This is a genomic window from Paenibacillus caui, from assembly GCF_019904135.1.
Lineage (GTDB): Bacteria > Bacillota > Bacilli > Paenibacillales > Paenibacillaceae > Fontibacillus > Fontibacillus caui.
Map to the genome: position 1 here is coordinate 69,703 of NZ_JAIOGQ010000002.1, position 23,127 is coordinate 92,829.

12 protein-coding genes and 1 pseudogene are annotated in these 23,127 nt (G+C 51.3%); 1 reads left to right on the forward strand and 12 read right to left on the reverse strand.

What is annotated here, in order from left to right:
- Positions 1-115: 115 nt before the first annotated feature.
- The 8 genes from K7397_RS01550 to K7397_RS01585 all read right to left on the reverse strand — a co-directional run bounded on the left by K7397_RS01550 (position 116) and on the right by K7397_RS01585 (position 16,733).
- A complete protein-coding gene (locus K7397_RS01550) occupies positions 116-1,399 on the reverse strand; it encodes a beta propeller repeat protein (RefSeq protein ID WP_223066183.1) in 1,284 nt (427 codons plus the stop codon).
- An 84-nt stretch (positions 1,400-1,483) separates the two neighbouring features.
- Positions 1,484-2,578: a polysaccharide deacetylase family protein gene (locus K7397_RS01555; RefSeq protein WP_237690591.1), complete on the reverse strand. Its 1,095-nt coding sequence runs from the start codon at positions 2,576-2,578 to the stop codon at positions 1,484-1,486.
- Positions 2,579-3,126: 548 nt separating this feature from the next.
- Complete coding sequence (locus tag K7397_RS01560; RefSeq protein ID WP_223066184.1) at positions 3,127-3,318, reverse strand: hypothetical protein; 192 nt, start codon at positions 3,316-3,318, stop codon at positions 3,127-3,129.
- A gap of 1 nt (position 3,319) precedes the next feature.
- On the reverse strand, positions 3,320-4,624 hold the full coding sequence (locus K7397_RS01565) for a phage tail protein (RefSeq protein ID WP_223066185.1): 1,305 nt from the start codon (positions 4,622-4,624) through the stop codon (positions 3,320-3,322).
- A gap of 27 nt (positions 4,625-4,651) precedes the next feature.
- Positions 4,652-8,509: a hypothetical protein gene (locus K7397_RS01570; protein WP_223066186.1), complete on the reverse strand. Its 3,858-nt coding sequence runs from the start codon at positions 8,507-8,509 to the stop codon at positions 4,652-4,654.
- A complete protein-coding gene (locus K7397_RS01575; RefSeq protein WP_223066187.1) occupies positions 8,502-10,871 on the reverse strand; it encodes a hypothetical protein in 2,370 nt (789 codons plus the stop codon). Before K7397_RS01575 ends, K7397_RS01570 begins: the two co-directional genes overlap by 8 nt.
- Positions 10,868-15,448 carry a DUF6603 domain-containing protein gene (locus K7397_RS01580; RefSeq protein ID WP_223066188.1) on the reverse strand — a complete coding sequence of 1,527 codons (4,581 nt, stop codon included), beginning with the start codon at positions 15,446-15,448 and terminating at the stop codon, positions 10,868-10,870. The genes K7397_RS01575 and K7397_RS01580 overlap by 4 nt, the downstream gene beginning before the upstream one ends.
- A 16-nt stretch (positions 15,449-15,464) precedes the next feature.
- A complete protein-coding gene (locus K7397_RS01585) occupies positions 15,465-16,733 on the reverse strand; it encodes a ComEC/Rec2 family competence protein (RefSeq protein ID WP_223066189.1) in 1,269 nt (422 codons plus the stop codon).
- A 350-nt stretch (positions 16,734-17,083) separates the two neighbouring features.
- Between K7397_RS01585 and K7397_RS01590 the strand changes: the two genes are divergently transcribed.
- Positions 17,084-18,013, forward strand: a complete 930-nt coding sequence (locus K7397_RS01590; protein ID WP_223066190.1) for an L-lactate dehydrogenase — start codon at positions 17,084-17,086, stop codon at positions 18,011-18,013.
- A 66-nt stretch (positions 18,014-18,079) separates the two neighbouring features.
- On the opposite strand, the gene K7397_RS01595 is transcribed toward K7397_RS01590, so the two are convergent.
- From K7397_RS01595 to K7397_RS01610, 4 genes and pseudogenes are all read right to left on the reverse strand, one after another.
- Complete coding sequence (locus tag K7397_RS01595) at positions 18,080-18,892, reverse strand: class I SAM-dependent methyltransferase (RefSeq protein WP_223066191.1); 813 nt, start codon at positions 18,890-18,892, stop codon at positions 18,080-18,082.
- Between the two features lie 67 nt (positions 18,893-18,959).
- A pseudogene (locus K7397_RS01600) lies at positions 18,960-20,096 on the reverse strand (2-isopropylmalate synthase); the annotation flags it as partial.
- Between the two features lie 888 nt (positions 20,097-20,984).
- Positions 20,985-22,076, reverse strand: a complete 1,092-nt coding sequence (locus K7397_RS01605; protein ID WP_223066193.1) for a DUF3900 domain-containing protein — start codon at positions 22,074-22,076, stop codon at positions 20,985-20,987.
- A 94-nt stretch (positions 22,077-22,170) separates the two neighbouring features.
- Positions 22,171-23,082 (reverse strand): tyrosine-type recombinase/integrase, encoded by a 912-nt coding sequence (locus tag K7397_RS01610; RefSeq protein WP_223066194.1) that lies wholly within the window; start codon positions 23,080-23,082, stop codon positions 22,171-22,173.
- Between the last annotated feature and the right edge of the window lie 45 nt (positions 23,083-23,127).

A 23,127-nucleotide genomic window follows, 5' to 3' on the forward strand; every position in this document is an offset into this window, starting at 1 on the left:
TAAAATGTATCACAACCTCCATCATTACTATGTGATTATTTTCACAAAATGATCTATGTCACAATTTATTTTTTTCATCGGTCACATAAAAGCAAAAAAGCCGGCATCATGCCTATTACAGCATATGCCAGCTTATTCCGCCATCCTGCGTTTGCAGCAGGCGTGAAGTTCTCTCCTTGCTGTTCTGTACAAGAATCCAGCCCAGTTTAGAGGAGAAAAACTGCAGCTTGACAACCTCCGGATACTCCTCCATGGTCGTGGTCAGCTTTTCGCTCTCAGGAAGCTTCGTCCAGGTCTTCCCCTGGTCGACCGTATGATACAGAGCGGATCCCTGCAGATTCCAGCCTTCCTTATCGTTCAGAAAAGTCGGCGCCAGCATGGAGTTCATGCCGGTCTGCCAGGCTAGAGGAAAAGATACGTAGCGGAAGCTGTTTCCTCCATCGGACGTAAAATACCCGCTAAACTTGTTCGACATTCCTTGCGTGTACATGACCGGAACGAATCCGTTATGATCGCCGGCACTGAAGAAATAAGGCGTTGATGCCGTATACTTGTCAAATTTGCCGAGGATCTGTTTGTTGAAGACAGCCGAACTTTCTTTCCAATGGCGTCCGCCGTCTGATGTCACATACAGCTTGGGTGAATTCAGTTCCTGCAGCATGACGAACCCTTGTTGAACATTTCTAAAGACCATGCCCAGAAAATAACCGAAATCGGGAAGCTGATTCGACTGTTTCTCCTTGAGAGACTCTTCCAGACGATCATTCGACTTGGACCAGCTCATACCTCCGTCATAAGTGCTGTATAGCGTTTTCTTCTGATTGCCGGGTAAGCCGGAATCCGTCGTGGACATCAGCCAGCCGCGGGAAGTAGTCAGGAAGAAGAGACTGTTTAATTCCACTTCTTTGGGAAGCGTACCAATTTTCCAGCTCGTTCCTCCATCCTCCGTACGAAGTATAATGCTTTCCGTATTTCCTTGCGCTTTACGTACAATCCATCCGTGCTTGGGATCCAGAAAAAACATCTCTTTACCGTAACTGATCGACTTGGGAAATTGTACCGTCGCGGCAGGTGAGATGTTAGTCCAGGTTTCTCCATTGTCCTGAGTCATGTAAAGGCGGAGTTCGCCCCGGGTAAGCCCCCAGGCAATGCCTGTCGTATCACTCAGCAACTGAAAATCCGTCAATCTTGTCTGAATTTGATACTTCTGGTTCGCTTCCGAAGCGGCGCTTTGGGTTTTGGACGCAGTAGGAGTGATCACAGTGAGTACTTGTCCATCCTCCTGAACATCCTTTTCTTTCAATGCGGCTGTGTTTGAATCATTCTGTCTTGATGTACAGGCAGTCAGCAGCAGACAGCCCGCCACAAGTGTAATAAGTACCCCTCGCCAGTTGCTCAAGCCGTCCTGCCTCCTTCTTGTTGGTTGCTCTTTATACTCCATTATAGAAAAAAGTTGATAGCAAGTCTATGAAAGCGGAATCATCTACAATCGGTCATCTTTTGCAAAATTAACGACAAGGTGATGATCCGGTTTGTAGACGGCAAAAGAGTAGCCCTGCTCTCTCAGGTAGGTGATAATTTGCGGAAGCGCTTGGACTGTCTGTTTTTTCTCATGCATCAAAATGACATTCAGCTTTCCGTGAACCTGCCGTTTGACTTGATGAATCACTTTATCCGGCTCCCCGGTGTAGCTCCAGTCTTTAGAATCGACAGTCCAATCCCACATCTTGAAGCCTGCGTCTGCAATATCGTCCCGAAAGCTTTTGCCGATTTGCGGAGCACTGCCATACGGGGCGCGAATCAGATCGACGTCTTCACCGGTCAATTCCTTGAACAAAGCCTGTTCCTGTTTGAATTCGTTAATGAAATGGGCTGAGCTTCCGCTTTTGTACAGTTTCTTATAGCTGTGGCTCATGCTGTGCAAACCGGGATAATGCCCTTCCTTCAGCAGCCGGTTGATTTGCCCCTGATGATCTTCAAGCTGGCTGCCGATCAGAAAAAACGTTGCGTGAATATTTTGCTTGTCCAAAATATCAAGTATTTGATCGGTATATGGGCTCGGCCCATCATCAAATGTTAAATAAACCGTTTTGTCTGAAACCGGTGACGGTTCGGCCGGCTTGGCTGTCTTACTTTCCTTGGAAGCTGCCGCTTTGTTGCTTTTGTTTGATGCTGCCGATTTGGCCAGGACAGCATTACCAGCATTCGTTTTGTTGCCTGTCGTTGTGCGAGCCTTTGTCTCGTCTGTTTTAACCGAATTAGACTTGCTCGCTTTTGCGCTTGTGACAGCTTTTTGAGGTCCGCTATATGTATGATGTTCTGTGCCGGACTTATCGGTGGATTCTGTCCCTTTCGGGACCGGGTTCAATTTTGCCGATGGAGGAAGTCCCTGGTGCGCTCCGGTTGATGAGGCCATACCTGGAATTTCAATTGTTTTGCTAACAACTGTGGGCGCCTGGTTTCTTGCCGAATAGATTGATACCAAAGCCAGCACGACAACTGCTGAGGCCAGCACGGTGTTGACTTTTCCCAGCGTTAATCGTTTACGGCCCGTTTTCCTTTTGTTAATGTCCTTCATAATCGCCTTCACCAATGCCCTCTCTGCAACGAGCTCTATGATCTATTAATAGAATAATACAAATCGCGGGAGCTGTTTTTACAGAATGGTTACATTTGGGGTAGAAATTACATACATTTTGGCAGGTGAATGGTTGAAAAAACCGCCAAAAAGGCGGTTTTTGGAATAGTTTCATCATTTCACGGAACTACGAGCATTTTTGAAAGCAGCGATTCAAAATCTACTGTTTGAAGCGTGTTCTCCCACTCCTGCAGCACGGGGGCAGAAAGCCTGACCCCAAGAATATGGCTGAACTCTATAAGTTTGCTTATACCCAGCCTAACACGTCTCCGGTAAGCCGAAGACCCGTATCTTCTTGGATCCTCCTTGCCAGAGCTACTCCATACTGGCTTGAGCTCCTCCCGGATATTTTTGTAGAGTACTTCCTGACCGGCCCTACGGGCATGCAGATTGGCAAAAGACTCTGCAAGGCTGTACGCCAGTCTTCCATCGAGACTTGCTGCTCATTTTCCCCCAAATCCTCCAGTATGATCAGACCTACGCAGGGATCACATGCGAGCAGTTCCGGCTTGAACCTGAAAGGCAGCGGCAGCGCCTCCAGAAAATGATAAGCGCTCTACCATGGAAAGCCGGCAGGACAGCACCTTAAAGTCAGCGATCTCAACTTTTGTATTCCAGGCCTGACCAAGCAAGGCAGTCACTTGATTGCCAAGCCTCGAATACGGATTCAACTCTTTCATCTCAATGTCCCTTATAGATCAGGAAGCAGAGGGCATACCATTTGGGCTTGTTTTCTCCGGAAGACAAACCGGTCACCGCCTTGCCTGTGACATTATGAGAATGAGCGCCCGCCGCCTGGGTTTGCGTATTACCGTCCACCGGCTGGCTGTGTCTATCGACAATTGTTCTGCCTCGGCCGCTGCTGGCCGTATTGGCATACCATCCTGAGGGGATGCCATGAGTGTGGTTTCCCGCTTGGGTGGTGCTTACCGGTGGATCCTGGTTGTCAAAAACCAAAGTATGCACATGCTGATCGGGTTCCCCAAACTTGCCAACCGAATATAAATGCCCGGCCCCGATAATAAACCGGTCCCGCAAGTCGGGGGTTCCATTCTGGCCGTTGCACAAAGCCCAGCCGACTGGAATTTCTTTTTCGTCGCCGCTCCACATCATGATCATGCCCGGGACAAACGCTCCCATCCCGCTGAATCCGGAAGCTGATACGGTTCCCTTCACATTCAAGGAATTTGGCGTATCATCGGCATTAGTGATATGGACCGTTAAATTATCGTACAAATACAGGGTCTCGCTTCGGGTTGTATCTTTGTATGAAGCCGTAAGCGTAAACGTTGTCGTTTGATTCAGCCCGCCGCTAAGGATCACAGAGGTATTTTTTCCGGTGTATAAGGGATTTGCATCCGCTGCCGTCGTTACCGTAAATTCATCGGCACCCCCTTCCCAGCTGAGAACCATAGGTTCCCCGTTCGCAAAGTTACCTGCCGGAATTCGCTCCGGTTTGGTGCTATCATAATGACTGGCCGTAAAATTACGCAGGAAAAAGGAAGGGGCCGCTACCGGAACGTAAAACGACTTGTTGCGCTCCTTATAGCTGTCTGAAGTGCTTGTGCTTGATATTTCTTCAATATACAGCTGGATGCTGCCCACGTTCTGCGTCACCTGCTCGATGCCGATTGTAAGCACAAGCGGATAATTGATCAAATAATTGCTCGGATCGGTGCATTCAAAATGAATGGGCACAAAATCGAACGGCCCTTTCCGGCCAATGGCCACGGGCTTTACGATCGTTCTTGACAGCCCCTGCCACTTTGCCGTGTTAACGTTCGGATTGAAGGCATCGTTTTGGCTAAGTACCCCGGCAGGAATATAGACATTGATTTCCCGGCAATAGACATCATGGTTATCCTGAGACGTTATCATGAGATAAAGCATGCCGTATTCCTGTGCCGATGCTCCTCCCGCCCGAAGCGGATCCGGGACCGTGGTGATGGTGTACTGCAGAAGCGGTAAATTTGATTCGTTAGCCATTATTGCTGTTCCTCCAATTTCATTGGTTTATTGATCGGATTCATCCCCAAGCCTAAACTGTAAAACGCCTTCGCGCAGCGATTTGGGGCTGCTGCTCAGCTCCGCCTTCTCCTGACTGGAAGAAAGGCCAAAGGTTTGCACGGGCGTTCCCGAGGAAGGTGCGGCTTTCTCGAGCCAGCGCCACTGCCCGCCTTTTTCGATCGGTACAGGCATGGTCATGGAAAACTTCGGCGAATCGTCTCCTGAACTCGAAACGGGTGAAAGACCGATCTCCGTAATTAGCGGTCCGGTGAAGAACTGAATACTCAACCTGCTTAAGCATGAATCTACCAGCCCGGAGGGGAGCTGAAGCGTCTGTACCGGCAGCAGCCCGCTAACGGCATGAACAACGGACCACGGATCCATGAGCATGAGCAAACTTATGGCTGTTTGCCCGTCAAAACGGAGCTTTAAAAAACCACCCGGCCCAATAGGCTGCAGATAGGACTCCTGTTCTTCCTGAGCTTCAGCCGTATCCACGCAGTGAAAGACATCATAGTCGCCATTTGCATAATAGCCGATCAAGCCATCCTGGCGAATGTCCGGATCCCCGAGCCGGATTTCATAATCATTTTGCGTAAATGTGGGCGCCGGCGGATTAAACGTCGCTCTCCAACCGGGATCCGCGAGCGGAAATCCATCCAGCTCAAGTCGAATTTCTGCCCGGGCCAGGGCGAGAGGCCGTCCTGTCAATATAGACAAGTTCCGGCTTTGTGCGCTTCCCGGCGGATCAACCATCCAAAGCGCTTTGTCGATAACCGCAAGAAGCTGGTCAAAAGCACGGGTGTCTTTGGTCAGCAGACTGCTTGCCACTTTCGCCAATTCCGGCGCCTTCTTCTCTACATCAGAAATGGAAGCATAATCGCCCCTGATAGAAAAACGAAGTATCAGCTGCTCCTTCCCGCCCTGTCCGACCACTTTGACCAATTCGCCAATGGATTTCCCCTGGCCGTCGTACAGGGAAATAGACCTGTCGAGATGATTGGCCAGCAGCCAGCCTGCGATCGGGTTAATCTCCGGATCTATATCCAGGGACAGATCCGGGATTGCGGCATCCATGAAATTAAAATGAAGCCGGCTGTACTGGATCAATCTGGGCGGCAGCTGCACAAATTTTGCAGGATTCACGTCCTCGATCGGGTGATCCGGCTTCATCCCTTCAGCCACTATGGGCGTAAACTTATCGGAAGAGGAAAGCCCTGAATCGCCGATGATATCAAGAATTTGGCCGAAAGCATCATAAACCGCCAGATATGAAAAATAAAACTGACCCTGCCGTGTGGCTTGGAAATCTGCTGAGTCGCCGGAAGAATGAAGATACGGCAGCTGGCGGACCTGATCGCCGACCAAATCGCTTAATGAAGCTTTGCTGCCATCTGCAAATTGGAAAGTCAAGTTTTGATCCGGCGCAAGCTGAGTCCGAATGTCCCGCAGCGACAGCTGTTCAGCAAATCCCGACAGCTTCTGGGATATGAAATCCCACTTGTCGATTTGCTCGATGTAGCTATCCAGCTCGTCCAATAGTTTGGAATCCGCGTCGGACTGCGTCGCGGCCAGCTTGGCAATGCGGTTTCTGAACAGATATGAGGTTTGCGGCGTAAGCAGCACATCCCCCCCAATCGTTTGAAAATCCGCATGCCCGGCGGTGCCTGTAAAGCGGTAGTCCGTGCCGTCAAACCTCCAGTTCGGCGTTCCTCCATCAGAAACGCCATAAGGAATCGGGTACCAGTTCACTACCCATTTGAGCATAAACGGGTTCCAAGGTCGCGACCAAACGCCGGGCAGAATGGCCGGCAGCGTTCCTTGAAAATGTTCCGGATTATGGGAAGCCACCAACTGTGGAGTGATTTCGGGTTGCTGCACAGCCATGACGGGGGCGTTCATCGGATCCAGGAAAAACCACTCCACGGTTAGAGCGTTAAGGGTATCTGTCAATGCCGCCGCTGTACCGGCCGATATGTAATCACCCTGAATCGACGCGGCGAGCGTGTCCCGGGACAGCGGCAGGACCGGAAGTTCCGAAGCAAGATCAGCCGCGGTGACTTTAGTTGACCCGGCTATGACGCCCTGTACGGTTTGACCCGTATAGCGGCAGGCCAGCCTGTCTTCCTTATCCGGAATACGTGCTGTGCTCCCCGCACCTCTGATCAGAACGACAGGGTCGTTCGCCGACCAGTATCTGGCATGCGGGATCGCCTTCAGACGCCGTCCCGCGGACAGCATGCCCTGCTTCCGTTTGGCGTCTTCGAAAGAGGCAATGCCGGCAGCCAGCGCTTCTTCAGGCGTGGATTTGCCGCTGCTGTAAACCGGTAGCGGCAGCTTGGGGGCAAGTTCTTTATTCAGCTTGTTCATCAGCTTCGCCACCCTGGCCGGAATACTGTAAATATTGGACGGGCCCGGCGGCTCAGTAGGATTATAGGAAGCATCATCCTTCGGAGCCAGCGCCTTGGCGAATTGTTCGGGGGTAACGCCCCCCGGCTTGCTGAAAGACGGATAGCTGTTGTATTTTCCCTGCTTCCACCATATGGCATAGAGCTGCCACTGCTCGCTGTAAAGCTCATTCAGCGTTTGATCATAAGCGGCTTGCACATTGTTCAGATCTGCCAGCCAGCTCTCCTGCTGCCTGCGTACCTCTATGGCTGCGGGAGACAGTGCTTGCGCCGGCGCATCATCCGAATCTACAATAATCCAGCGGTATCCCCCCGCTTTCGAGCCGAACCATTCCTGCCGGATTCGATGGTCCAACTGATTCCAGCCGTCCGGCTGGTCTGCCACATGCAGCAAATCATATTGAAAGGCTTCAAGCAGATCGGCGGCATTGGAAAGGCCTCCCAGTATTTGTTTGGCATCGGCTTCGCCATCTCTTGCACTGTCTTCCAACTGCTGCTGCACAAGGGCTATGAAGGCATCAATGGAGGTATTTCCGACCGAGATATGAATGTTGTTCCCGTCGTCATTCTGATAGTGCTCCTTGATCGTCGGAATTTCCGCATCAGGATTCCATTCCAGACTAAGCACTACCCCTTGATAAAGGCTTCCGGCGGGAAGTATTCCATCACCCGTTTCCTGCACCTTCCACCCGTTCGCCGCGAGCCAGGAAGCATACGCTTCCTGCGGCGTGATTCCGCCGGATAGCTCCATTCGGCACTTCACGACCGGGTCTTCGGCGTTGTTCGAGTACCAGCCAATAACCGTATAGCTCAACTGGCTTGCTCCTGCCAGATCTTCAAGCTTGTCACGAAAGGAAAATACCTTTTGGCAATGCGGCTGATAGGCCGAAAATAAGGCATTGCCCGGGGATACGGCTGTGACAAACAGCTCCTCTATCCCTTTCTCCGTCCACTGCTCCAGGTTATAGGATTGTCCCAGTAGTCCGCAGACCGCTTCTCCCTCAGCCGGATTCAGCTTGTCTGCAGCGTTTCTGCGAGCCGGGTCCTTGCTGAGCTTCCAGGCGGCTATCGTAGCAGCATCAAACATATAATTGCTGGATTCCTCATCGCCTGGAGCATCGCTTTCAATGACAAAAGCTCTGAGCGAACGTTTGTCTCCGGAAGCGCTTTGTCTCAATATCAGCCAACGGTTTGGCGTCTTCGGAAAACGGATTTCCCGCGTCACAGGGTCCTGAATGCCATGCTTTAACGCATCCGGCAAAGACCAATGCAAATATACGCCCTGGCTGACAGGTATCCCAGGTTCAATCGAAGACGGGCTCGGCTCCGAGCTGCCGAATTCTGAGAGTGTGATATAGGTCTGCGGCCAACGGCGGAACGGCTGGTTGGATACGACGCTGGCGTTAACCGCCAAAGCGTTAACTCCAATAGGGACAATCAGTATCGGATCAGACATGGTTGACCTCCTGTTCGTGCTTAGTCGGGGAGCTCCCTTGCGAGACAAAGGCCATTCGCTCCGGTGATTTCACGATTTGCAAAGCGAAATCCGACGGAGTCAGCGTCAGTGAGGACAGATTCAGCTTTTGCCGGATCGCTTCAGCGGCCGTCTGAACCAGGCCGGTTGCCTTATCGGGTCGAAGATCCAAAACACGGCTTCCGCGTACAAACCGATCCCTGACGTTCAGCTGTTCATCCAGCTGGGCTCCAAATGGATGTGCCGTGTTGCCGGATACCACGCTCCTCAGAAAGATTTTTCCTTCCTGCGAAAGCCCAAACTGCAATCCTTCCTGTGGCTCCGTAAACTCGATCCGCTCCGGAACCCCCTGAAACAGGCAAAGCAGAACGGTGGAGGACAAGTGATCCAGACGGACAATACTTACTGCCTCCCCCTTGCTGTCTGTAGCGCGAACGGTTAAGCCCGGCCAGCCGTCTACCACCGAAGATCGAAGCAGAAATCCGCAGATCAAGCCCGAATCACTATTAAACGCGCTTCCTGTGCCTTGCGCGGGAGAACCCCCGTTTCGGATATGCAAAAGGGCAGCTGAAACGGCATCTTTGATGACATCTTTCGTTAGTTCATGGAAAAGAGAGTCCCGGCTGCTGCTTAGGCCAATGCTTGTCATTCCATCCAGCATCGCCTCCGTCCAGTTCTGGTCCAAATAGAAGACACGAAGCGACTCTTGCGGAAGCATCCGCTCATCAGGCACAAGGTGGTAGAATGGCACATCATAGAGCAGCATTTTATGCGCCATCCACTTCGCGACCGGCTCCAGATCCTCTCGCGTTAATTGCGTCACTGCGGCCCGTACATCGGGCCTTGTCATAAACGATTTCAGCACATCTGCCGGATTCTCTGTTAGCAGACGTTTTACGTTCTTTCGCAAGAAGACCGCCTTCCGCCGGGAGTCAGTTCCGGCATTGGCAGAAGCCTTAATCTCGCCACTCCCGATGCACTGAAGTAAAGTCGAATCCAGCACTGCCAGCAGAGCCTTGGCCAAACCGCCCGATTGAACCAGCTCTGCAAGATCAGCTGGCGCCGTTTCTCCGGCTGCCTCAAGCGCAGCGTACAGTTGATCCGTGATGCGATGGCAGCGGCGGCGGTATTCCAGAAGCAACCGACTGAATGAAGCGTCGGACAGAGCAAGACTGTGCCCTATTTGCCAAGCCGATGCGAGCGAAGTGTCGAAGACGCCGTTCTTCCGGTCGTAAATGAGCGCTGCATCGGCCGTGGTAAACGGCTGCGGCTTGTCCATTCGCGCCGGGGCTGCCGGCGAAAGCGGCCCCCGGTACCAGGCAAACGTCTCCTCCCCGCTCCGGGTATGGTAGGACAGAGGAACGAAGCCATTTTTCAGCCTGCCAAAAGCCTCCTGACTTGCCGGATCGTTCCCTGCTTGTCTGCTGGCCTGTGGCAGCCGAAGCAAATTCCAGCCCGCTGCGTCCCCTTCCTGTCCATGTCCGGAAGTCAGACCTTTCATCAGCCCTTCAAAGTCTGCCTCGCTGTCCGCCTGACAGTGGAACGACCAGCGGGCGAGCGAAACCAGCGCGACATCCCGTTGCGGGATGGAGGCACCTTGCTTCAAAACCGGACTCCAGCCTTCGAGCGAGACAAGATGAACGATATTTTGAATGCCTGCCGCTCGCTGTTTGTCCGCTGCCGGAAAACGGTTGGCCGTTATGACGCCGAACCAGCCCGCTTCTTCGTCCCCATTGGCACCCGCCTTGTCGTCAGGGTTCAAATGCCGGACATGCGCCAAATAGGGAAGCTCTTCCAGGGTAGGCATCAGCAAGGTGAACTGCTCTCCCGACATGCGGATGTAATAAATGGATTCGGTACCCTTTAGGTTGTCGTCCATTACAAGAGCGGGAGGGATATAAACGTCGCCGTCTTTTCCAAGCTGCAGAAATTCTGAAATCGTTGTGCGGATCGCCAACGTCTCTGCGTCAGTCTTGTCTTCGGAACCCCGAATCAGTTCATCCTGCTGGAGTACGAGCAGCGCCATCCAGGGAACCCCTGGATTGTCCATGGCTCTTTCCCACGGCAGCACCCGTCGGTTCAGCACCACATGGGGCAGCTCATCGGCATATGGGCCGGCGCTTCCGGCTGGCGGTACGAGGCTGTGAATCTCCGAATCATCCAGCGCAAATTGGGGAGCAATTACTACTACCTCCTGCACTGCCGTCAATTTTTCCTGTTCCTCATCCGTCAATCCCAGCCCACCCAGTTCATGCTTGACCTGAATGGTGTAGTTTCCTGAAGCCAGTCCCGGCAAATAATTATCATAGAAACGAATGTTGCCTAAACCCAAATTGTCGCTCAACGTTCGGCCCCTCCCTGTCTGTTTAAAACCATGGGTGAATTCGCATACAAGCTTTCCGCACTGCCCGCAAGCAGATCGAGCGTGTCATTGGTTCCGTCATACACCATCCAGGCGCTAAGAACATTGTAAATAGCCGTTCTGTTCGCTGCCGCTTCCTGCATAATTTCCGCGATTGCATCAGGGGTATCCGCCGCTGCAATGGGCTCATACTCGTTACTAGGCTGGGAATCCGGAAGCAGCGGCAATGGGCCGTCAGGCGCCAGCTCGTCATAGGCCAGCAGCTCCGCGGAAAGTTCCCCGTTAGATGTTCCGAGGGCAGGCTCTGGCGGAGTTACCATGAGTCCAGACGGGACATCCTGAACCGTGTCCGACGAAGGAACCTGTGGATTCAGCACAAATTGTCCGGACCGGTCTTTAAGCGGCATTCCCCACAGTGCCGATGGCATGTTTCGTTGATAAGGAACGATGGACCAGCCGCTCACGTCGTGCTCGGTACCATCCTTCCATACCACGAGCCGGTGAACCGAATCCACATTCGTCAGATTCATCGGGCGAATTTGGGTGGTGTAGCCGCCTGGATGGAGCGGATCGGGAACAGACTGATTGGCTGATCCATGGGTAAAACAACCGGCCGGGATTGCCGTCTGAGTTGAAAATTGAAACCGGTCCGTTCGGACCAGCCATACGGTCTCCCCATTCTCGTCCTTAGCGGAACCAGCCACGCCGGTATTTGCGACAATACCGCAAACGGTTGACAGGTCCGGTAGCAGACGCTTGAATTCGGACCAGGCAATCGGCGTACGATTCTGGTTGCTTCGATCCGCTCCAAAGCTGACCGAAAATGAGATCACCCACCAGTGAATATGGGCGGTTCCGCCAGTGGATGGACCCCATAACACAAGGGATGCGCCCAGCTCTACGGAGAATGTTTTGGACACGAACCAAAAATCCACCCGATAGGAAACCCCGATGCTGATGCTGATGTCAACGTCATAATGAAAAGGATGAAACGTCATCAGCATGTCAGCCTGTGCCGTAAACCAGGCTTTCAAATCACCGTCATGGAAAAGAACCTGCAGCCCGCCTCCAGCCATCACCGCTCCAGGAGTCAAAGCAAAATACAAGTCCCCGCCAATCGAAACTTTGTCGCTGACCGCCCAATGCAGTCCCAAACGGGGGACGCTCGGGTAATAATCAGGAGCAGTAAAGCTCGGGTGGTAACCACCCAAAGTGATGACAAACTGCCCCTCCCTTTCGCCTTCATACCATAAATAAAAGGCAAAGCCTCCGGTCAGGCGGCACTGTGGATCCAGCACAAACGATTTGGGTGTCAGCATGGCCGTCAGTCCGAAAAAGCCTTCTGCCGGTTTCCAATCCGCTTCCAGCTCCAGCTCGATATACGCATAGATTTCATCGCCCGCTTGCGGAAGGCGGACCGAAGACAGCCCCAATAGCGCAAGCGCAAGCTCCCGGCCGAATTTGCCGATCAGCAGCGCACGGGTATGAAGAAGCTCGAAAGACCAAAATTCCACGCCAACGCCGAGCCAGTATTCGCCGATCGACGGGGTGATCCACGCTTTTCTCTTGCCGGGGGCATAATCCTTCCTGCCCTCCAGCTGCTGAAGCACGTCCGCCATGGCCGGCTTCGGACCACTGTCCGAGGTAAGCGCAAGCAGCGGAAACGCAAATACATCATCCGGCTTCGGAACGGCCAGTGTCCGATTGTAGCCGAACCCCGCCGACAGGCCAGTTATGAACAAGGCCGGGGGCCCGCCAAGAGGTTCTTCCAATTGCGCAAAAATAAACATCGACGGCTCACCGTCATTCATCTGCGCGTAGGAACCCAAGGCGCTCAGCGAGAAGCTGGCCGCGCGAAGAACAGCGTCTCCTTCATACATAAATGCCGTCCCGTCGGGCGGCGGCAGTACCTCCGCGAAAGATCCGCCGATTTCAATCGGACTTTGATTGTATTCAATTCCTAGACCGGTAAGCTGAAATTCTGGCCTGAACGAAGCGAGCGGCGAACCGATCCCCATGCCGGTCAAAGTGATCGTCAACCCTGAAAAGGCCAGCTGCCCGTCCAGCAGAAACCAAAGCGAGCTGTTTGCATAGCTGATGCCAATCCGGTTGAACGTAACGGGGCCGTACGATTTCTGAACATTGATCCATTTTGCGTTGGAGGCTGCTGAAGCAGCTGATTCCGCGGCGAAATCCCCCGCCGCTGTCGCAGAATGCAAGCCAGTGAGTAAGCCAGCGAATTCAGCGTCATCTACTGCCCCGCCGCCCTGAATCGCTGGGCTGTCCATTTCAAGCGAAACGGTCTGCTTTGCGCTTCCAAGCAATAGCTCCGCACCAAAGCTTAGTCTGGCAGCCACTCCACCTGCGGGCAGCGGCTTTACGCTTCCCTTAAAATGCGGATTGATAAGCCCGGCTTGAGCTTGCGTAAATGCCGCTTTGGCAAACACAATCTGCAAATTCTGGACACAAACCGTATCCTCTACAGGCAGCTCTTTGCCCACCAGCGGCAGATTGGACAAGTTAAGCGCTGATCCAAGGCCCAAACCAAACAAAAAGTTGGGGCCAGTCTGGTCCTCGTAATATACAAATTTCGCATCCTGCAGCTCCACATTCAGACTTTCGGGAATAGGCGCTGCGAGTTCGCAGGAAATGCAGCCAACCAGGTCGTGTATGGAGATACTTGCCGTCTGGCTCGAAGTATACTCTCCGATAAACAGCTTCTGTTCCGCCATCTCCACAAAATCGACTTCGAATGCTAGTGAAGAATTGCTTTGATTCAGCGAAATGTTAATCGAGCTGCTCACACTGCCGCTGTATCCTGTTGTACCGTCGTATTCAAGATCCGCTTGAAAGCTGAATGAGACGGTATCGCCCGAATCGGTAACCGGAAATTGGGCGGCAATCAGAAACGTGAATTGGCCAGAGGTTGTAAACTCAATATCCAGCCGGTCAATCATCAGGCTCCGGATGTAATCCGGAAATTCGGCTTTGACGTTAAATAAGTTCTCGATTCCATCCAAAATGGTTCCGAGTACAGCAGACTCAATTGTATATGCCTTAAAAGTCCAGGACTTTTGCGATGAATCGTAATCAGCCCCCAGATCCAGTTCCAACCCGGCAAAATGAATAACCGCATTCAGCTTCAAAGTAATGCCGTCCGGCTGATGGTCGAGGAGACACCCGATTTCTTCGATCGCGATCGGAATGTGGCTGAACGTCCAGACATCATCCAGTTGAAACTCCAAATGATAAGCCTGATCGGATAGCAAAAAGGATAACTGCGTTAGTTCGATCGGAGGAATTGCATCGTCCTCCCCGATAAAAGCAGCGACAATTTCCTGGAAGAAAAGCGGCTTCCCCTCAGCAAGCGTGCCTTGAACCGTATAGGACGAATCATTGGGGCGGAAGCCTGCCGCGATATGTAATCCTCCGCTCTTCCCCAGCTCCAGGGTGCCGGATAAACCGATCCAGGGATTCTTGGCACCGAATGGATCGCTTAAGCGGAAAGAAAACCTGAGATTCTTCACGCTCAGATCCTGGTTAGACGCATCTAGATGAAGAATCGTCCAGGAGGCGGCACTCTCGATATCTATGCCCACTCTTGCAACCAGCGGGCTGTCGGACGGATTCAGATCGACAAAAAAATCACGGACCTGGAGCATATTCTCCAGCTTCAGACCCGATGGAAGCAGCGAAACCGGGCTGATCCCGTTCAGCAGGGAAGCCATTTGCGCTTCCGTTGCAGACAGGGCGTCGGTCAAGTCGGCCGAAAATCGATAGTCGCTCTCAAAATCGAAAATTTCTACGGAAAGCGGCAGCTCCCCCTGCACTTCCTTGCCATCCTGCGAATAGTGAAAAGGAATGCTCCCCGACAGATACATAAATGGAAAAGGAATGTAGGTCCCCTGAAAAACTCTATAGACAAAGTTGCAGCCTACTGTTACCGACAGCTTGTCTATCGATCCAATGCCAAGACTTATATTCGGAATGACAGGCCCCGTTATCGCAAAAGTGTTGACTTCCGCCCCCCCTTTGTCTAGGCCGATAGAACCGGTAAGCGGCATCGCCTCCACATGAAGCAGACTGGACAGCCCACCTGTCATCTGGCTTGCATCAAGTACGGCGCTAAACGCAAGGGCTGGCGTTTCCGGCCCATTTGGATCCAGCAGCAGCACGAACTTGGCTGACGGGGAGCTTGCAAAGCTGAGTGCCGCAAATGCATTGCCCGCCATTTCAGGAAAGCTGTCGGTCAGCTTCCATGTTCCCGGCAGCGAGGCCGTCAGACACAGCTGCGGCTGCTCCAGCTTAAAGTAGAAATCCAGCCGGATCCGTGCCCCGGCCCAGGGAGGCGACGCATTGGTTCCGAGCACCGAATAAATCGCTTGTTCACCCGGAGCCTCGGCGGATGCAGCAGACAGGCTGATCACGTTATTTGGAAAATAAAGTGAAGCCTGCTTGGTCAGCGCTTCGGACTGCAGCCTGCTAATGTCCAGCGTATAAGCATTGTTTTGCAGGGCAGAGGAAATGATCGAATGGTACGTGTTCAAATCCAAGCTCAACCCTTGTCCCCCCATTTTAAAAACCGTATGAAATTCCGGTTTCACTCAATTTGTAAAACTGCGTTTTTTGCGAGGTCATCGTCAAATTGGAATTGACCGTCTCGCGAAATAGGACCATTGCTATGCTGCCTAAGCTGGAAAGGGCATAAACGCCAGATTCCGGCCTTTCCAGATAGAAGAAGGTACCGGAGCCGTTTAAATCGTAGAGCTTGTGATTCTTATCCCAGCTATCTTTGATGGCATTCAAATCCTTAAGCGTAGCGTCAACCTCTTTTCCTTTCTTCTCGATTTTGCTTGTCCAATAATCGATATCATGATAAGCAAGATTGAAGCCCTTCTGTTCCACCTTCTTGAGCCAACGCTCCAGCACTTTGTATTTAGGGAGCTTGTAGGAATGCTCCAAAAATCCGACACTGACCACGGCGCTTTTCGGATTCACGCTGTTGACAAACTTCTTAGTGCTCGCAAACTCGCTTCCATGGTGCGGCACCTGGATAAGTTCCATATTCTGAATTTGGGGCGAATTGCATTTCAGCAGAAATTCCTCCGTTGAAGTCGTTGCATCTCCGGTAAGCAACACTTTTTTTCCATCCAGTTCAATCAGGGTGATCAAGCTCTTCGCATTGTCTTCGGTGGCAAAGTCGGCCACGCCGTCATAATATCTGGGCACATTGCCTGCAATCAGCGAAACACTCCAGCTCTTGTTGTCCGTTTTGCCGTTTAGAACCGTGAGTTTCTTTCCGGCAATGCTCTTGATCTCCTGCTTATTCCGAAAATTGTCGCTGTTCTTCCAGACACTCATGCTGTTCTTGCTGTCATCCGGATTGTTAATGGTTACTTCGTATACGGCGCTTGTGGAGAAAAAATTGGCGTATATGTAATTATTGAGATTTCCCCCCGTGTAATTTCCGAGTACGGAATCGTTGGCGGCCGCGTTGCTGATGTAAATCTCCTGAATCCCGAGTTTGCCGAACTTCACATTTGTAGCCGTATTTCCTGAAGATGGATAGGTGACCGACGAAAAAATGACGCTCTCGCTGAAAAATTCAGATACCAGGTTGTGATGGTCCGCATCGGAATGAGTAAGAATCAGCGCATCCACCCGGTTCTTGTTCTCGGCTGCAAATTCCCTTAATAAGGCTTTGCCTTCTGTCAAGTAATTCAGGTTCCCGTATCGGTTCGAGGTTCTGCCGCAGTCCACGACCACGATTCTCTTATCGGGACATTGGACAATGCAGCAGTCCCCCTGCCCCATGGCTATGAAGCATAATTTAAATTCGGCCATGATTCCCTCCCCTAAGAATAAAAATCCATTAATCCAAGAAAATGTAAGTTATCAAATAGAAAGATTCGTTAGCTGCTGGAAAAAACCTTCAATTTCGAAACGGAAATTTTATATGAAATAGTCCAAAATGCATACTATTAAATTTTAGCAATTCAGGTACAATAAAATGGAAGCGCATCATCCACCCGGCGGTTAACCATACATACGGATGCCGAATCCTTATTTGGCGAGTATATGGAAAGCTATTTGGGTAATATGAAAATGATTGCTCGGGTACGCGGTGGAACATATTCAGCAAAATCGTAACGATGGCCTTCCAAATCATTAAGAGCCAAGGGAGAGAATGAACAATGGTAAATGCAGCACAACGCCCAACCAGGGTTGTAGTCATCGGTACAGGAGCGGTTGGCGCCACAACGGCTTACACCCTGTTTCTTCGGGAGCGGGCTTCAGAACTGGTACTCATTGATGTCAACCACGACAAGGCGCTTGGCGAAGCGCTCGATATGAACCATGGTCTTCCGTTTACAGGCGGAGTCAAGCTGTGGGCCGGTGATTACAGCGACTGCAAAGATGCGGATGTGATCGTCATTGCCGCAGGCTCAAACCAGCGACCCGGAGAGACGCGGATTGATCTGCTTAAGCGAAATGCGGCCATCTTCGATGACATTATCAAGAGCATCGTGAAATACAACGACCATGGCATCATTCTCATTGCCACTAACCCGGTCGACATTCTGTCCTACGTATCGCTGAAAAAAAGCGGTTTTCCGGTCAACCGGGTCATCGGCTCCGGAACCCTGCTCGACAGCGCGCGCTTCCGCTATTTGATCGGCCAGAACAAAAAAATCAATCCGCGCAGCATTCATGCCCATATCGTCGGAGAGCATGGCGACTCGGAGGTTCCGCTCTGGAGCATCGCCAACGTCGCGGGTATTGGTTTGGAATTTACGGATGAAGAGCGCGAGGATATTTTCAACCGCACCAAAAATGCGGCCTATGAAATCATCAACGCCAAAGGCTCAACTTCTTATGCCATTGCGCTTGCGCTGGACCGGATTATCGTTTCCATCCTTCAGAATGAAGCCTCCGTGCTGAACGTTTCCACCCTGCTCAAGAATTACAATGGGGTGTCCGACGTTTATCTTGGAGTTCCCTGCATCGTAGACCGCAGCGGCGTTCGCGAAATTCTTGATCTTGATCTGAATGAGACGGAACTGGCCAAGTTCCAGGCTTCCGCGAACAAGCTGAAGGAGCAGATTGCTAATCTGGATTTATAACCGCCCTGCGAAATAAGCCGTTCCCTCCTGATTTGGATGGAACGGCTTATGTGCGATCCTTGAGCCTCATATTCTTTTTCCAATGTACAAAAGATGCGACGAAGCCGCCAGATTGTACGGATTTCCCGCTTCCCTGTAAATGATATTCATGACTCCTTCAAATTCTTCCTCGCCGCGCGAACGCCAGTAATCGAACTGTTCTTGCCGGAAAGAGCCGGCAATGCTGGAAGATCCGATGAGCTCTACCGTTTCGAAGCCGCCAGATTCCATAAATGGTTTTATCTCCTCGATATCAAAATAGTAGACACCGGTAAATCGCCCCTCATCCGCATGATTAAAAGTCCCCGTTTGCATAAATGCCTGGATCCCGCCAAGCGTTTCGTTCGGCTTCCAAAATTCCGGGTAGGTCAGAGATGTGGTCAAATGACGGATTTTCGTCATGAAAGCCACAAATACATAGCCGTTCTTCTTCGTTACCCGGTACAGTTCCCGGAGAGCAGAAACTCGTTCCGGTTCCGTCTGCAAATGATACAGCGGCCCCAGCATCAATGAAGCGTCGAATTGCTGATCCGTAAGGCTATCCAGTTGAACCGCATTTACACAATGAAACCCTTTAAAACGCTCGGATACGCCGCATTCTTCCGCTTTTTCTTTAGCCAACCGTACGAGTCTTGGCGTCAAATCCGTCAACGTAACGTCAAACCCCTGTTTGGCAAGTTCAATCGCATATTTCCCCGGTCCTGCCCCATTGTCCAAAACATGCCCTCGCTCAGGGAGATATTTCCGGATATAGTGCCAGTTCACTAGAAATTCTACGGGCTCCCGGTCAAGACGGCCCCATTCGTCGAAGCCGCCATAATATTCAATGATTTTATTCAAGTTTATCCTCCTCTCCTTGGTAAATGTACGTTGCTCCTCTCTAGGACAATCCGCTGGCTGTATTCCCGTCAAACAGGGAGCGAATATCCTCGTCCCGAATTTGTTTGTTCAAATCTGCCAGCGCTTTGAATTTCTCAAAGACGGTATTCAGCTGCTCATCATTGCAAGGATAGCCCAGCTCCGCAAGCTTTTGTTTGAAGGCATGGCGCCCCGAATGCTTGCCGATGACGAGTCTTCCTGCACCAAGTCCAATCGTTTCCGGCTTGATGATCTCATAGTTGGTACGATTCTTCAGCATGCCGTCCTGATGGATGCCCGACTCATGGGCAAAGGCGTTATCGCCGACAATCGCCTTGTTTCCCGGTACGCTCATGCCGGTCAGCTTGCTGACAAGCCGGCTGGTCGGGTAAATCTCGTTCAGAACAAGGGAGGTTTTGGCCGCGTACCGGTCACTCCGCGTTTCCAAAGCCAAAGCCACTTCCTCGATCGCCGTATTTCCCGCTCTTTCTCCAATTCCGTTGATCGTTCCTTCAATCTGGTCCACGCCTGCGGCAATGGCGGCCAGCGTGTTAGCGGTTGCCAGACCCAGATCGTCATGGCAATGGGTGCTGAGCTGAATCCGTTCAATTCCAGGGACTTGTTCCCGAACTGCCTTAAACATTTCTCCAAAAGAATCCGGTGTGGCAAATCCGACCGTATCCGGCAAGTTCACAACGGTCGCTCCGGCCTGAATCGCCGTATGGGTTACCTCGCACAGAAAATCTAGTTCCGTCCGGCTAGCATCCTCCGCAGAAAACTCAATCTTGCTGAAATACTTTCGTCCATAGCGTATGGCCGCGTCGATCGTTTGTAGCACTTTTGCCCGGTCCATCCGCAGCTTGTATTCCCGGTGTATTGGCGAAGTGGCGAGAAACAGATGAAGACACGGATCCTGCGCCTCGCGCAGCGCTTCGCGGACAGCATCGATATCCTGCTCCCTGGATCTGGCAAAACCGACCACTGTGGCATTACGAATTGTCCGCGCCACTTCCGCCACGCATTTGATTTCGCCCGCCGAGACGACTGGAAATCCTGCTTCGATCCGGTCAACTCCAAGCCGCTCCAACTGCAGTGCAATTTCCACCTTTTCCTCCATGGTCAGACTGACACCCGGTGATTGCTCTCCATCTCTCAAAGTCGTGTCGAACACATAAATTTTTCGCATGTTTCATCTGCCTCTCTTTTTTGTAATTGCAATAATGGTTTTGGCAAAATAAAAAGCTCTTTTTGCCCCTGCTTCCTCACAAGAAGAAATACAGGGGCGAAAGAGCTTGCCTTCCGCGGTACCACCCGGCTTCACTGGCGCCTTTAGCGGCGCGCAGCCTCATTGGATCCGAAATGCCCGCGCGCGAGAGATTTCGATCCGGCACTGTTAACGGGTGCCAATCCGGTTCATCCTGGCAATCAAATGTGACGTGCTTAAGATGAACAGCTCCAAGGCGAGTCGGCTTCGGGATTAAGACGGCGATTTCAGCGGCTTCGCCGTTCTCTGGACATAAGAGCCCGTTTGCCTGCTCCTTTTCTTAGCTGTTTGCATAATTCCAACGCGTCTAACGATACAAAAAGATCCCTTCCATCCCTTTCCCGCTATAAACGGGAAACAAGGGACGAAAGGGATCACTCTTCCGCAGTACCACCCAGGTTCACAGCAAGCCTCGCGGCAAGCTGCCTTATGTGGTTCAAACTCCATTTGAACCACGCACTTTAACGGGTGCAGCTCCGGTTCATCCTTACGGTCAAGCAAGACCGGTTCAGATGAACGGCTCCAAGGCGAGTCGGCTTCGGGATTAAGACGGCGATTTCAGCGGCTACGCCGTTCTCTGGACTTAAGGACCCGCATGCCTGCTCCTTTTCATGGCCGATGCATGTTCGATTGGTGCTATTATATGCACACCATCCATTTTTAGTCAAGCGAAACCATAAAATAACCCCGGAAACTAATAACCTCTATAATGTAAAAAAATGCAATAAGCGAAAAAATGGCGCCAAATCAGCATTTTTTATATATTTAATGCCATTAACTATATTATTTAATGCTATTAACTATATCAAACTAATAAGGTAATCCGTCATCTTCCTCTTCCGTTTGTTTATGGATCAGCCGCTCGGCAACGACTTGAAACGGCTCAGGCTGCAGCAGTTCGACAGGAGAAAATCCTTTGTCGAATACGAAAGAATCGCCTTCCAGAATGACCGTGTATCTGCCGTTTAATTTGGCGATATGGATGTTGTCGCCGAAATCAGCAAGTTTGCCTTTTACCAGCGTGTCACCGATTCTGAACTTCAGTTCAATCTCCGGCTTGATTTGGATGATTTGTTCAGCGGCTTCCACCACTTCGGCGGGTTCCCATTTCTCCTGAATGTCCCGCTTTTCGCTGGCAGCCCACAGTTCCAGGTCACGCTCCACCTGCTGGCGCTCCTCATGGGTTTCATCCGGCCAATTCGTTTCTACAAAGTTGTGGACGCATCCCATGACGTGATCATTGACCAGCTCCGGAATGGACTGCTCATAGGTTACAAACTTGAGGAAATCCTCAAAATACCGGGCATGCGACGTTTGATGGATTTTAAGCTCCCATTCGTCCACCATGCCTTCTTCCAGCATATAAGGATACATGATAGACTTCATGCCGCGGGCACTGATCGCCATTTCTACCTGGTTGACCAAGCTCTTTTCATCGGAAATACGGGCAATTTTTTGTTCAAAATCACACTTCAGCAGGAAAATGAACGGATCGTCCGAGTAATTCTCCAGCTCGGCCTGAACGATAATCAGCGCGCCACCGCGCACAGCGCTCGTGCCTAGGTAAGCCCGCACAACGTCGTCACACGCATACTGGAACTCCTCTTTATCCACAGCTGCACGCATCCGGGCGAACATGTTAAAATTCGGGTTGCTATCGAGTCCATAATCCGGTTCTACGATAAAACGTCCGATTTTCGTCGGCGCCTGCTCGACAGCCGGATTTTTGTCTACCTTCCGCTTCGCGATCCTGCTAAATTCCCCGCTTAGAAATTTCTGAATCTCACTATCGATATACTCATCGCCGTCCAGCGTCTGAAAATGCTTGTAAGATAAGTTTGTGCTTTCCTGCCCCTCCGTTTGAATGACAAAAAAAGACAACATTTGAACCATAAATTTCATGAAAGCCTCATCCTTTTGTGTTAGTTAACATAATTTTAATTATGTAATCAAGTTTCAAGAATACATATTTCGAACACTTTTCTTCTTACTTCTCCTAAACAGGCAAGTGCAGCTGCAGCTTGGCCATCGCTTCTTCTTTTTCCCGGTTCGTAATATGGGTGTAGACTGTGGTCGTCTGAATGGATGAATGTCCCAGCAGATCCTGAACCGTCCTGAGATCCGCGCCGCGCCGCAGCAGCATAGTTGCAAACGAATGGCGCAGCTTATGGCTGGAATAAGGCACCCGGCTGGATGCGGGAACATCGCTCTGGAAACGGTCGAACGTTTCCGCTGCAATCTGCTGGATACCGCGAATGGACAACCGTTTTCCTTTCTGCGAAATAAAAATGGCGTCTTCCTTGCTGCGCCAAGGCGTAAGTCTTGTTTCCACAGCCCGGTTCAAATAAAGAGCCACCGCTTCCGGAACGGGAATCACCCGCCACTTTCGGCCTTTGCCAAACACGCGCAGCGTTTTTTGATCCGCATTGTAATCCGCCAAGTTAAGCGTATGCACTTCTCCGACCCGCAGTCCCATATAGCCCATCAACAGAAAAATAGCTAAATTTCGCGCTTTGTACTTTCCTTCGACATGCTGCAGAAACCGCTCTAATCCGTTCTCATCCAAAAATACGGGAACACGATTTTTCTCGGTCTTTGATTTCTTGATGCCTGCCGCCGGATTCCCTTCCATCACTTCTAGCTCATTTATCGCTTTGAAGAAACAGTTGATGGAAGCGTGCTTCCGGTTCCTTGTCGCATCCGAAGCCCCGCGTTCGCGTACGGATGTCAAGTAACTGACGACATGTAGCCGTCTAACGCGTTCCAGAGGCTTTTCGTTCAAGCTGTCCAGAAATTCATGCACATCACCAAGATAGGATCTCTGCGTGTATGTCGTATATCCGGCGTCTTTCATCCAAATTAGAAAGGCATCAAGCGCTTCTTCATAGATTTCAGGCATTTCCTTCATGACAATCCCTCCAACCGGCTCATTACACCAATATATTTCATTAGG

Bases quoted from the DNA above. Each gene is read 5' to 3' on its own strand.
- K7397_RS01555 (WP_237690591.1), bottom strand. From the start codon at position 2,578: ATGAAGGACATTAACAAAAGGAAAACGGGCCGTAAACGATTAACGCTG.
- K7397_RS01560 (WP_223066184.1), bottom strand. From the start codon at position 3,318: ATGAAAGAGTTGAATCCGTATTCGAGGCTTGGCAATCAAGTGACTGCC.
- K7397_RS01565 (WP_223066185.1), bottom strand. From the start codon at position 4,624: ATGGCTAACGAATCAAATTTACCGCTTCTGCAGTACACCATCACCACG.
- K7397_RS01570 (WP_223066186.1), bottom strand. From the start codon at position 8,509: ATGTCTGATCCGATACTGATTGTCCCTATTGGAGTTAACGCTTTGGCG.
- K7397_RS01585 (WP_223066189.1), bottom strand. From the start codon at position 16,733: ATGGCCGAATTTAAATTATGCTTCATAGCCATGGGGCAGGGGGACTGC.
- K7397_RS01590 (WP_223066190.1), top strand. From the start codon at position 17,084: ATGGTAAATGCAGCACAACGCCCAACCAGGGTTGTAGTCATCGGTACA.
- K7397_RS01605 (WP_223066193.1), bottom strand. From the start codon at position 22,076: ATGAAATTTATGGTTCAAATGTTGTCTTTTTTTGTCATTCAAACGGAG.
- K7397_RS01610 (WP_223066194.1), bottom strand. From the start codon at position 23,082: ATGAAGGAAATGCCTGAAATCTATGAAGAAGCGCTTGATGCCTTTCTA.